Annotated in this window: 14 protein-coding genes; 7 read left to right on the top strand and 7 right to left on the bottom strand. The window is 67.0% G+C overall.

Annotated features, from left to right (window positions below; all coding sequences use genetic code 11):
• The 3 genes from Q0964_RS07920 to Q0964_RS07910 form a co-directional block, all read right to left on the bottom strand.
• A partial coding sequence (locus tag Q0964_RS07920; RefSeq protein WP_299265672.1) for a nicotinate phosphoribosyltransferase occupies nt 1–599 on the bottom strand: 599 nt, incomplete at its 3' end.
• Between the two features lie 31 nt (nt 600–630).
• A complete protein-coding gene (locus Q0964_RS07915) occupies nt 631–1,944 on the bottom strand; it encodes an Hvo_1808 family surface protein (RefSeq protein WP_299265670.1) in 1,314 nt (437 codons plus the stop codon).
• Complete coding sequence (locus tag Q0964_RS07910; protein ID WP_299265668.1) at nt 1,941–3,503, bottom strand: Hvo_1808 family surface protein; 1,563 nt, start codon at nt 3,501–3,503, stop codon at nt 1,941–1,943. Before Q0964_RS07910 ends, Q0964_RS07915 begins: the two co-directional genes overlap by 4 nt.
• A 79-nt stretch (nt 3,504–3,582) precedes the next feature.
• Between Q0964_RS07910 and Q0964_RS07905 the strand changes: the two genes are divergently transcribed.
• Nucleotides 3,583–4,155: a cysteine hydrolase family protein gene (locus tag Q0964_RS07905; RefSeq protein WP_299265665.1), complete on the top strand. Its 573-nt coding sequence runs from the start codon at nt 3,583–3,585 to the stop codon at nt 4,153–4,155.
• Here the strand turns inward: Q0964_RS07905 and Q0964_RS07900 are convergent.
• Together Q0964_RS07900 and Q0964_RS07895 are read right to left on the bottom strand one after the other, a co-directional pair.
• Nucleotides 4,152–4,622 carry a PaaI family thioesterase gene (locus Q0964_RS07900; RefSeq protein ID WP_299265662.1) on the bottom strand — a complete coding sequence of 157 codons (471 nt, stop codon included), beginning with the start codon at nt 4,620–4,622 and terminating at the stop codon, nt 4,152–4,154. The genes Q0964_RS07905 and Q0964_RS07900 overlap by 4 nt on opposite strands.
• A 62-nt stretch (nt 4,623–4,684) precedes the next feature.
• Entirely contained in the window at nt 4,685–5,530 is an 846-nt protein-coding gene (locus Q0964_RS07895; protein ID WP_299265660.1) for a DUF8155 domain-containing protein, read from the bottom strand.
• A gap of 83 nt (nt 5,531–5,613) precedes the next feature.
• Here Q0964_RS07895 and Q0964_RS07890 point away from each other — a divergent pair, with 83 nt between their 5' ends.
• The 4 genes from Q0964_RS07890 (at nt 5,614) to Q0964_RS07875 (ending at nt 8,754) form a co-directional block, all read left to right on the top strand.
• Nucleotides 5,614–6,324 (top strand): lipoate--protein ligase family protein, encoded by a 711-nt coding sequence (locus Q0964_RS07890; RefSeq protein WP_299265657.1) that lies wholly within the window; start codon nt 5,614–5,616, stop codon nt 6,322–6,324.
• An 85-nt stretch (nt 6,325–6,409) separates the two neighbouring features.
• Nucleotides 6,410–7,780 (top strand): dihydroorotase, encoded by a 1,371-nt coding sequence (locus tag Q0964_RS07885; RefSeq protein ID WP_299265655.1) that lies wholly within the window; start codon nt 6,410–6,412, stop codon nt 7,778–7,780.
• A gap of 174 nt (nt 7,781–7,954) precedes the next feature.
• The gene (locus Q0964_RS07880; protein WP_299265652.1) at nt 7,955–8,407 is read left to right on the top strand and encodes a hypothetical protein; all 453 of its coding nucleotides are present in this window, start codon (nt 7,955–7,957) and stop codon (nt 8,405–8,407) included.
• Nucleotides 8,332–8,754 (top strand): AAC(3) family N-acetyltransferase, encoded by a 423-nt coding sequence (locus Q0964_RS07875; protein WP_299265649.1) that lies wholly within the window; start codon nt 8,332–8,334, stop codon nt 8,752–8,754. The genes Q0964_RS07880 and Q0964_RS07875 overlap by 76 nt, the downstream gene beginning before the upstream one ends.
• On the opposite strand, the gene Q0964_RS07870 is transcribed toward Q0964_RS07875, so the two are convergent.
• Together Q0964_RS07870 and Q0964_RS07865 are read right to left on the bottom strand one after the other, a co-directional pair.
• A complete protein-coding gene (locus Q0964_RS07870; RefSeq protein ID WP_299265646.1) occupies nt 8,751–9,233 on the bottom strand; it encodes a hypothetical protein in 483 nt (160 codons plus the stop codon). The genes Q0964_RS07875 and Q0964_RS07870 overlap by 4 nt on opposite strands.
• Before the next feature lie 12 nt (nt 9,234–9,245).
• Nucleotides 9,246–9,983, bottom strand: a complete 738-nt coding sequence (locus Q0964_RS07865; RefSeq protein WP_299265644.1) for a DUF5806 family protein — start codon at nt 9,981–9,983, stop codon at nt 9,246–9,248.
• Nucleotides 9,984–10,113: 130 nt separating this feature from the next.
• Here Q0964_RS07865 and Q0964_RS07860 point away from each other — a divergent pair, with 130 nt between their 5' ends.
• Together Q0964_RS07860 and Q0964_RS07855 are read left to right on the top strand one after the other, a co-directional pair.
• The gene (locus Q0964_RS07860) at nt 10,114–10,482 is read left to right on the top strand and encodes a universal stress protein (RefSeq protein WP_299265641.1); all 369 of its coding nucleotides are present in this window, start codon (nt 10,114–10,116) and stop codon (nt 10,480–10,482) included.
• A complete protein-coding gene (locus tag Q0964_RS07855) occupies nt 10,479–11,000 on the top strand; it encodes a GNAT family N-acetyltransferase (protein ID WP_299265639.1) in 522 nt (173 codons plus the stop codon). The genes Q0964_RS07860 and Q0964_RS07855 overlap by 4 nt, the downstream gene beginning before the upstream one ends.
• The last annotated feature ends 607 nt before the right edge of the window (nt 11,001–11,607 follow it).

Here is an 11,607-nt window from a genome sequence, read left to right as displayed (position 1 = left end):
GGCGCGACCGCCTCGTCGAAGGCCTGCCAGGCGTCCTCCTGATTACCCTTGCCGAAGGCGATCAGCAGGGCGTGGGGCATCGTACCGCCAGCCTCGCGACCGATCACGTCGGCACTGGCTACGTTCGAGATGCCGTCCATCCCGCCGACCAGGGCGCTGCGTTCGACCATCGCCGCGATGGACGGATGGACGTGCCGGGTACCGAAACTCAGGACCTGCGACTCCGGGGCGGCTCGTTTCGCCCGCAGGGCGTTCGTCGCGACCGCCGAGGCGTGCGAGAGAAAGCCCAAGAGCGCGGTCTCGTAGACGGCGAGGTCGCGGTAGGGGCCCTCGACCCGGCAGACCGGCCCACCGTCAAACAGTTGACCGGCCGGAAGCGCGTGCGCGTCTATCGGCAGGCCAGAGAGCAGGTTGGCGGCGTCTTTGACGCCGGCCAGCGTCTCGAACTCACCGGTGGGGAACTGGTCGGCGGTGACCTCGGCGACGACGTGTGGATTGTGGCCGGCGTGGTCGAGCGACTCGACGGTTCTGTCCAAGTATGCGTCGGTCGCGCGGCCCTCGGCGATGGCCTCTGGTGAGACGATGTCGAACGGACTCATGGGCGGCGGTACCGGCGCGCCGAGGAAAAACCTACTCGTCGCCGCCGATAGCCGGGAGCGAGTCGACGGTCGGCCCGTTGACGATTCGAACGCGCCGGCCGTCTCTGGTCACTCGGAAGGCGTCACCGAACTCGTCGGACTCGGGCAGAACGGACACATTCTCGGCGGGACGGCCGCTCGCCCGTGCAGAGAGAATCGCCCGATAGGCCCGAACGAACTCCCGTGCATCGGCGGTAGTGTCCCACTCGATCGCCCAGACGTAGCCGTCCTGATCGCCGTTGCGATAGGGGACGATCCGGTCACCGGCCCACCCCGCCGAGTAACGACTGTCGTAGTCGTAGACCGCCGCCCCCTGCACGTCGAGTGCACCGTTTGCCCACAGCATCGCGTAGATTGCCGCCTCGCCGGCCGTGTCGCCGGCCGGCGTCCGGTTGTACCGTCGCCACTCGCCGTCGGATCGGTCGGCGACGGTCACCGACGCGGGCGTCTCGTCGGGGTACGCCTCGGGGTGAATCAGCTGTTCCGTGCTCGCGGGGAACTCGTCGTAGAGGCCGTCGACGGCCGCCCAGCCACCGCGGTCCCGGACTGCCTCGACGAGGTCCGGACCGGCCGCGTAGGGCGCGTAGATAGTCAGAAACAGTCCGAAGTTGAGATTGCTGTTACCACCGCCGCCACCCTGTCGGGCCGGGCGCTCGATGCAGTCCCACTCCGCGTCACAGCGGTCGGCGTACGTTCTCTGGAGGGTGTTCGCCTCGCCTTCGACGACGCCGAGCTGGGCCCGGCGGGCGTCCTGGCTGTCGGTCGCAACGCCGAGCGAGAGGCGTTGCTGCTGGAGCGCGTGGACGAGTTCGTGGACCAGCGTCGACCGGTCGACGGTCGGCGTGGGCGAGTCGCTGACGAGGACGATCTCGCCGCGACGAGTCGAGTAGAAGCCCTGGACCGAGGCGTCGAGCGCCTGCCCGCGGTCGTCGGCTGTCGAGTTGTTCTCCCCGACCAGCAGGAGCGCTTCGGAGACCTGGTCGCCGAAGCGGTCCCGCCCGCCGCCACCGCCGTACCGCTCGCTGTACTCCGTCCGGGAGATCACCGTCACGGGCACCGATTCGCGGAACTCCTTGCCACGGAGGTGTTCGATTCGGGCCATCGCGCGAGCGACGACCGCCTCGCGTTCGCGCTCGGTCAGGCCATCCTCGGTCGAGACGGAGATGGGGTCGTCGTACCAGTGGCCGTCCTCCCAGCCGACCCGGTCGAAAAGAGGGTCCGGGCGACCACCGTCGTCGACAGGCGCGTTACAGCCCGCAAGCGCGACGAGCGCGAGCAGAGTCAGTACGGCGGCCGTCCGCTTCACGGCTGATGAACCGCGTCGAGGTCGTCGACGGTCGGCGCGTTCACGACGGTCACAGTGTCGCCGTCGCGGGTCACCCGGAAGGCGTCACCGAAGCTGTCGTCTTCCGGAATCGTCTGGACGTTCTCGCGGCCGTCGACCGGGCTGGCACCCCAGTACCCGAGCAATCGGCGGTAGCCGTCGGCGAAGTCACCGGCGTCGGTGGCCGAGTCCCAGCGCAGCCGCCAGACGTAGGCGGTCTCGTTCGCGCCAGCGTCGACGTTCTCGTAGACGTGGAGTCGGTCGCCCGCCCAGCCGTCGGTCACCGGGTAGTCGTAGTTCACTGGGTCCGACTGATCGGAAGAGGTCACCGAGCGCGGGGGGACGAGTCCCGGCCCGGACTGGTCGAACACGGTGTACGCGAACATCGCCGACAGCCCGGACTGACCCAGTCGACCGTAGTTGGCGCGCTCGAACCCCGGAATCGGCGACTCCGGCCGGACTCGCGTCCAGCCGTCGGTCGCAGTGTCGGTCAGCGAAACCGTCGCGGGTGAGTCGCGCGCGTCGGTGTACCTCTCGGGATAGATCGCCTGCTCGGCGCTCGCTGGCGGGTCGTCGAACGCCGCCCCGACAGCGTCCCAGCCGTCTCGCTCGCGGAGTTCCGAGATTAGCCCCGGGCCGTCGCTGTACGGGAAGAAGTTCAACAGGTAGATGCCGACGTGGATATCCGACAGCGACGGCGAGTCACTAGGCGCGCTGAGACAGTCCCAGTCGGTACCACAGCGGCTCTCGTAGGCCAGCCCGACCGTCCGGGCGTCACCCTCGATCAACGCCGACTGTCCGTTGCTTTCGTCGCGCGTCTCGCCGGTAATCGCAGAGAGGTTGTAGTACTGGTCTTGGAGCGCGTGGACGAGTTCGTGACCCAGCGTCCGCTCGCCGCTCAACTGCGGTTGGCCGCTGTCGGCGACCAGTTTGATCGTGTCGTTGCGGGGGTCGAAGTATCCAAGCACGTTCTCACCCTGATTGTCCAGTTGGGCCTGGATAGAGGAACGGTCCTCTCCGACGAGGAACATCGCCTCGTACTTCGCGTTGTCGAAGGTGCGAAGCGACTCTGTAAGGCTGGGCGCGCTCTCGTTCTGGAACTCGGCCCGCGAGATGATATCGACTGGCACCGACTCGCGGAACTCCCGGTCCCGGAGGACCTCGACACGGGCCATCGCGCGGGCGACGACCGCCTCGCGCTCGCTCGCGTTCAACCCGTCGCCGTTCGTCACCGACAGCGACTCGTTGGCCCAGTAGCCTGCCTCCCAGCCCAGTCGGTCCGTCGCCGGGTCGGCGCGGTCAACCGCCCCGACCCCGGGTTCGCCCGGCGTGTCGGTCTGTTCAGTGGTTCCGGTATCTGTCTGCTCGGCGGCCCCATCTTCGGTCTGTTCAGTGGCTCCGACGTCTGTCTGCTCGGCGGCCCCGGCGTCTGTCTGCTCGGCGACGGTCGTTCCGGGGGCGTCAGTTCCAGTGGTCGGAGCGCCACTGCAGCCAGCGAGGAGGAGAAAGGCAGCGAGTATCAGTCCGTGAACGGCACGCATATCCAATTACTGGAACTGGCGAGTCAAAAGTGGACCGCCCGGGGAAAGGGGTTTTTTTGACCCGGCCGTACGGTCGGACATGGCGTTCGACACCGACTCGACGGCAGTAGTGGTGGTGGACATGCAGAACGGCTTCTGTCACCCCGACGGGAGCCTCTACGCGCCCGAGAGTGAGGCCGTTGTCGACCCCATCGACGGCCTGCTCGGGCGAGCACGCGGCGCCGGCGCACAGGTGGTCTACACGCGAGACGTCCACCCACCGGAACAGTTCGAGGACGCCCACTACTACGATGAGTTCGAGCAGTGGGGCGAACACGTTCTCGAGGGTAGCTGGGAGGCCGAAATCGTCGAGGGACTCGACGTGCAGCCGGCGGACCACGTCGTCGAGAAGCACACCTACGACGCGTTCCACCGGACGGAGCTGAACGGCTGGCTCTCGGCACGGGGAATCGACGACCTACTGTTCTGTGGAACGTTAGCCAACGTCTGTGTTCTCCACACCGCGGGTAGTGCCGGGCTACGTGACTACCGGCCGGTGTTAGTCAAGGACGCTATCGGGTACATCGAGGAAGAACATCACGAGTACGCGCTTGACCACGCCGACTGGCTGTTCGGCGAGGTCACGACGCTGGAGTCGGTGGCCTTCGACTAGTCGATCTGGTAGACGGCCTGGCCCGAGGCGACCATGACCGGCGTGCCCTGTGGGTCACGGCTCTTGACGGACGCCTCGGCGACCGCCGATCCGTCGCCCGTGTCGACGACACCTGCGGTTGCTTCGAGGTCGTGGGCCGCCTCGTCGAGGGAGTTGACCGTGGTACTCAGCAGGTCGACCCGGTCGTTGACCGGGTCGGGCATCGTCGTGCGAATCGCGAGCTCCGTGGTCTGCTCTATCAGCGTCGTCACGATGCCGTCGTGGACGGTCGGCGGGTCCGCCTCCTTGTCGGTGAACCGCTCGTCGAACGGAATCGTCAGGTTCGCTTCACCGTACTCGATGTTGCCCATCTGCACCCCCAGCCAGGAGAGGTATCCGTTCTCCCGCTCGACTGACATCCGGAGCATCACCGGTGCGCCTTCCGGAAGGTCGTTGGCCATGTGTGCAGTATGTGTACACCCACCCATCTTTTACTCACCGGTTCTTTCGACCCGTGACCCGTGACTCGTGACCCGTCGGCGCGGCGGCGTCACGTCCGCAGCAGTGAGACCGTCACGTCGTCCCCGGCCACGAACCCCTGGTCCGGGCAGACGAGCTTCACGCCCACGGACTCGCGACCGCAGAACAACGACAGCCCCGTAATCGGCGCTCCGTTCGCCCGGACGGTCACGTCGTCCCACGCGACCGTCCGCCCCGTGCTCGTGCCGACCCGCCGGTCGAGGAGCGTGACCGGCCCAGCCGACCCGCCGAGGACACCACCGCCTTCGTAGTGGGCAAAGCCGCCGTCCAGTACACAGTCGGTCCCGTCGACGGTCGCAGCCACGCCGGCGAACGCGGCCCCCGGGTCCGGGTGTGCGGGGGCGTCCAGCACGGCGTATGTCTCGCCGGCCTCGACGACCGTCCCGGTCCCGTCCCAGGCCGCCGGACACACGTCGACGCCCAGTTCCAGCGGGAGCGAACCCGAGGCGCGGTAGTGGTTGGCGTCTGGCGGCCGAAAACCGAGGTGGATGTGGTCGTCGACCCAGGGGGCGAAAAATCCCGAACGGATCAATCGCCCCAGCGAGTCCCCGACCGCGACCCGGTCGCCGGCCGAGACGGCCGGGTCGACGTGGAGGATGCGGGCGACGTACTCCCCCGAGTCCACGAGGAGCAGGTGGTCGTGGGTTGTGGCGTGGGGTTTCGGCGGCGCGTCGACGGTGCGGGTGTCGATGACTTCGCCGGCGACCGGCGAGGGGGCGGGACCGCCCCGTCCGTCGTCGCCGGTGTCGGGGTACAGGTCGACGGCCGCCCCCTCGTCGTGGGCGGCGTACGGCGAGTTGTACAGCGAGAACCGGGGATACCGGTCCAGCACGACAGCGTCGAGCGTGACGGCCATCGACCGAAGAAGGGCCGGAGCGGGTTTCAACCCGTCGGGAGCGAGCCGTCAGGTCCTTATTCTGTGGACCACATCGTTCTATTATGCGAGTGGTCCGGGGACGGGGCGAGGACGCCGCTGACGACCGGGCGGTCACTCGGTTCCTGATGGAACACGCGGGTACTGCCGGTGAGCCCGCGGTCCGGGTCTGGCGGCCCCACCGACAGGTTGCCTTCGGCCCCCGAGACGCACACAGCGACGGGTACGATGCCGCCGTCGCGGCCGCTCGCGAGCGGGAGTTTCCCGTCTGTGAGCGCCGTGTCGGGGGCCGGCCGGTCGCCTACACGGGCGACACCATCGCGTTCGCGCGGATCGAACCCGTCGAGGACGAGCGCCAGGGGATCGACGAGCGGTACGCGGCCGTCCGCGTCAGTGTGCGCGACGCCCTGCGCGAGGTCGGCGTCGGTGCCGAGCGCGGCGAACCCGACGACGCCTTCTGCCCAGGTAGTTACTCGTTGCAGGCCGCCGGTGGCAAGATCTGTGGCATCGCACAGCGGGTCACGAGCGACGCGGCGCTGGTCGCCGGTACCGTCATCGTCGACGGTCACGACGACATCGGGTCGGTCCTCACACCGGTGTACGACGCCCTCGCGGTGCCGTTCGACCCCGATACCGTCGGGAGCATCGAGCGGGCCGACGGTGAAGTCGATCCCGTCGCGATCATCATGCGCATCGAAGACGCGCTGGTGGGCGACCATCTCGGCAGTGTCGAGTGGGTCGACGACCTGCCGACGGTTGAGTGGGCCGGTGAGTGAGTCGGTGACAGGGTCTCGCCGGTCGGGCCGCGCCGCCGCGTGAGCCGTCCGCGAGTTTTAGGACCCACCCGCTCCGATGGTGGGTATGCTCATTCGGAACGCGACGCTTCCGGACGGCCGAGAACGCGACGTGCTGGTCGAAGGGGAGACCGTCGCGGCCGTCGGCGAGGACCTGCCGGTGCCAGACCGCCCCGACGAGCGACTGATCGACGCCGGCGACAAGCGGCTCCTGCCTGGGATGATCGACGCCCACGTCCACTTCCGAGAACCCGGCTACCCCCACAAGGAGACCTGGGAGACCGGGAGTCGGTCGGCCGCCGCGGGTGGCGTCACCTGCGTCGTCGATCAGCCCAACACCGACCCACCGACTATCGACGGGGCCTCCTTCGACGAGAAGGTCGAGCGCGCAGGCGAGGGGTCGCTCGTCGACTTCGGTATCAACGGCGGCGTCACCGAGCAGTGGGTGCCCAGCGCCCTGCTCCAGCGACCGATGTTTGCGCTGGGCGAGGTCTTCCTCGCGGACTCGACCGGCGAGATGGGAATCGATGTGGAACTGTTCGCTAGCGCGGTCAAGACCGCCGCCCGGCAGGACGCTGTCGTCACCGTCCACGCGGAGGACGCCGCGGAGTTCGAACCCGGTGCGAGAGAACGTGACGACGCCGACGCCTGGAGTGCCTACCGCACCGCCCGCGCAGAGGCCGCCGCCGTCCGGGCCGCCGCCGAGGTCGGCGACCGCTTCGACGCCCGCCTCCACGTCGCCCACACCTCCACGCCCGAGGGCATCGACGTGGCCGAGGAACACGACATGACCTGCGAGGTCACCCCCCACCACATGTTCCTCTCCCGGCGCGACCTGGACGGCCTCGACACGCTCGGCCGGATGAACCCACCGCTGCGCCGCGAGCGCCTCCGCAGCAAGGTCTGGGAGCGCGTCGTCGACGGCACCGTCGACATCGTCGCGACCGACCACGCTCCCCACACCCGCGAGGAGAAAGACGCCGGCATCTGGGACGCCCCCTCCGGCGTGCCCGGCGTCGAGACTGCCCTCCCGCTCCTGTTGGAAGCCGCCCGCAACGACGAGATTACCTACGAGCGCATCCGTGACCTCACGGCAAAAAACGTCGCCGAGGTGTTCGGCCTCCCGACGAAAGGCGAAATCGCAGAGGGAATGGACGCCGACCTCGTTCTGGTCGACCCCGGTGAGAGCCGCGAGATACGCGGCGAGGACTGCCACTCGGACTGCGAGTGGACGCCGTTCGAGGGGAAACGGGGGGTGTTCCCCGAACTCACGCTGGTCCGGGGGGCGGTCGCCTACAAGCGGTTCGGGCCGGACTCGGCGCTCGAAGCCGCCGACACCGGCGAGACTGCCGACGAGCGGTTCGGCGACCCGGTCGGCGTCAACGTCCGGTCCATCGAGCGCGACGACACTGGCGGCGACGGCCAGCCACACTCCTGAACGAGCGGGCTAACGGCTGCTTACCGCAGTTGGACCGGGAAGGCCACTTCATAACTAACCGGTTCGAGCGGGCAGTTCCGCGGGATAGCGCGCCACCGCCCGGAGATACGGTCGAAACTCGGGTTCGACGACCCCCCGACCGCTGCCCTCCCGACCCCATCGGGGAGGACGCACGTGCCCCCGCCCGCAGTGCTCGCGACGACACGCTGGAGTAGCGCGAAACACTACGCCGTCCGCCAGCGCGAGACGCCGACCGGTCCCGTCGACGAGGCCATCTTCGCCGAGATTCTGGACGGCTACGACGAGGACGCGGTGTTCGTTCACGTCGGGCTCAGCGACGTGAACGCGGCCTTCGACGGTGACCCCTACGAGTTCGTCCGCGACCACCTCGACGCCCGGTTCGACGCCATTCTCACCCCGGCGTTCACCCAGTCGTTCCGGGAGCCGGGTCGCTTCCACCGCACGGATTCCGACCCCGAGTTGGGCGCGTTCACCACCCTGTTTTTTATGAGGCCGACTATCGGACGGCCGACCCGCTGCACTCGATCCAGGTGCGCGGGGACTACCGCTTCGACGGCTGTACCGTCAGGGATACCTTCGCCCCGGACGGCTGTTACGGCCAGTTAGAGCGCGACGACGTGCGCATCCTCGACATCGGGACCCGGTGGTTGATCAGCACGCAACTGCACTACATCGAGCGGGTCACCGACGTGCCCTGCAGCGAGACGGTCGAAATCGAAGGGACGGTCCGCTACCCCGGCGGCCGCGTAGAACGAGTCACCCAGCGGAGCTACGACAAGAACAACTACCTCTACTTCTGGGACCGGCTGAGCATTCAGCGGGACCTGATCGACGACGGCGTCCTCAACCACCACGACCTCAACGGCCTGCGCGTCATCTCCGTGACGGCACGGGACCTCCGGGACGTGCTCGAACCCCGGATCGCCGATGACCCCTACTACATGATCCGCTAGACCGCCCGCCCACGCATCCGTTCGAGTCGACAATCGGGAATCGGCCGGACGAGGCCGTAGACGACGCGATAGCCAAGGCTGCCCAATCCGTACCCGGTCATGACACCGGCCACGACCGTGGGGGCCAGTGGATAGTCCAATAATGCCATCGTGAGACCGACCAGAAATGGACCGGCAATTCCGAAACTTCCCACGAGCACGTTACGGAGACTCTCCTCGGTCGCCGTCCGGTCGACCCAATAATAGATCCCTGTGATCCAGAGGGCTGCCCCGACGAGCACGAAAACGACCCACCGCTGGACCGACAGTGAGAAGCACAGAGCACCGTTCAGGAGCGCTCCAGCGCCCACCAATCCGTCTATCAGCAGTACCTTTCGTTCGGGCGTCACGTTCAGTTCGTCGTCACGGTTTAATTTCAGTGTTGCGGGGCGGAAGGCATCCAGCATCCGCGCGCCTTCGGCGCGCGGCGATGCCCTCATAAAAAAGGGTGGTTAGTCGTCAGCTTCGGCGGTCGACCCGCCGGTGTCGTGTTCGCCGCCGTCCAGTTCGCCGCCGCAGTGGGGGCACTCGTCGTGACGCAGGGCGGTGGAGTGTTCCCGCACATCCCGCATGACCTCGGAGATGCGGTCCTCGGCCTCCAGTTCCTCCTCGACGGAGAGTTCGACGCCCTCGACCTCCAGGAGGAACTTCGCCACCTCGGTGGCCTCGTACATCACGTCGTCCAGTTCCTCGGCGGTGAAGAAGTCACACATCGCGCCGTAGAGGAACGTCGCACCGGCCTTGCGGATCTTCTCCTCGAAGGCGGCGCGGGCCTGGTTGACCGCCTGCGGCGTGTACGTGTCGGTCATAAACGGGACCAGTTCGGGTAGATTCTCGCCGATCTTGGTCATCTCGACGCCCGTCTCGGTGCGGAAGTCCGCACAGAGTCGTGCGATGGCCCACTCTCGGGCGGTGACGTAGGTCCGGTCCCGGAGGAACTCGTTGGCCCGGTCGTAGGTTCCGCCCTCGATTTTCTTGAATCGGTCGTACGTCCGGACATCCTCGGGTACGGACGGCTGTGGGGACGTACCGGGGACGTCGCCCGCGTCGGGCACGGACGGCTGGGGCGACTGGTTCTCAGCCCCGTCTGTGTCTGTCTGAGCGGCGGGGTCGTCCTCGGTCGTGGACTCCCGGGCATCGTGATCGTCGCTGTGCCGGTCGTCGGCGTCGGACACGGGAGAATCGGGCATGTCGGGAGTCCGTGCCCCGGGTGAAAAAGCGTATCGGCGGCGTCGGTCGTGCGTCAGACACACGTTTTCGACCGGACGGACCACGGAACCGAGTTGAGGGTTTTTCACCCGTCGGTGCGAGCACACGGATATGAACGTGCTGCTGGGCATCGGCGGCAGCGACGGATCGTTCGAGGCGCTCGCCGACACGGTCACGCGGGCCGAGGAAGCCGGCGACGAGGTGACGGTCGCTGTCGTCGACCGCGACGATATCGCCCGCACGCCCGAGAAGATCGAGGCCGAAGTCCGTGAGCAGCTGGCTGAGACCGGGATGGACCCAGAAATCCGGCACCTCTCGGGTCATCCCGGGAGTCAGCTGGTCGAGTTCGCAGAGCAGGGGCAGTTCGACCGTCTGGTCGTCGCCGGGGGCGAACGCAGTCCGCTCGGGAAAATCAACTTCGACGAAACACTCGAGTTCGTCCTGCTGAACGCCGAAACGACGGTGACTCTCGTCAGATGACCCGGGAGTTCCCCGACGAGTCCGCCGGCGAGTTCCCGAGTCCACCGGAGACCGTCACGGACGGCGACAGGCGCGAGATCCGGTACCGCACCGGCAGCGACGAGGACGTCGGAGCGCTCGTCGAGATGTACCTCGACTTCGACGCGGAGGACCGGGCACAGGGAATTCCACCGGTCCGCGAGGAGCCGATCCGCGACTGGCTCGACGTGTTGCTGGCCGAGGACTGCCTGAACGTCGTGGCGCTCCACGACGGCGCCCCGGTCGGCCACGCGACGCTCGTCCCCGACGAGGACGGGAGCTACGAGCTGGCAATCTTTGTGGTCCGGCCCTACCAGGGCGCGGGCATCGGCACCGAACTGCTCGAACATCTACTCGGGTCCGCACAGGACGCGAGAGTCGAACGCGTCTGGCTCACCGTCGAACGCTGGAACGACCCGGCCATCGCGGTCTACAAGAAGGTCGGTTTCGGGATGATCAGCACCGAGAGCTTCGAGCTGGAGATGTCGATCCGACTCTAAATAGATGCCCGCCCGGTTCGTGCAGCCAACGATTGACATCCTCCTCCGGCTTCAGGCGGAGGAATCCCGAGCGGTGGGAGTTTCAGGTTCGTAGTCCAACCGGCAGACTACCAGTCCTTTCGGGCACGGGTAGTCCCACAGTGTCGGACTGGTGGACTGCTGGCCATGCCAAGTGGCCGTTACCCCTGTCTTCGACCGTGTACGGCGTCCCAGTGTTGTTTTTGCCACGGGAACGCAGGCAGGCATCACCTGAGTTGTGGGTATCGTCTGGTTTGCTTCGAGCAGTCCCCACAGACACACCTTTCGAGGATGTAGCGTTCACCGACTGCCCTTTCAGATACTGCCTCGTTACGCGGGTGGACAGGCCGCCTCTGAAGGACGGTTCGGAATCCGCTCCGTTCCGACCGATTAGCGGTCTGTCAGTTAAATCTCTGTATGTGAAACTCAAAAACAGACGTTCGGCTGGTGGATTGCTTCTCACCATGTCGGCTTCATCACCCGCCTGGGCGGGTGTATTCGCCTTCTAGCCTGTATCAAAAAGAAAGCTGTGCGTGGCGAGTTTGAAACTCGGTAGCGGTACTACTCGTCGGCAGCCGCAAGAAGGAAG

Origin of the sequence: Halorientalis sp. (assembly GCF_028275115.1) — an archaeon.
GTDB lineage: Archaea > Halobacteriota > Halobacteria > Halobacteriales > Haloarculaceae > Halorientalis.
The sequence above is the reverse complement of the archived record's forward strand: the minus strand, read 5'-3'. Positions and strand labels throughout refer to the sequence as shown.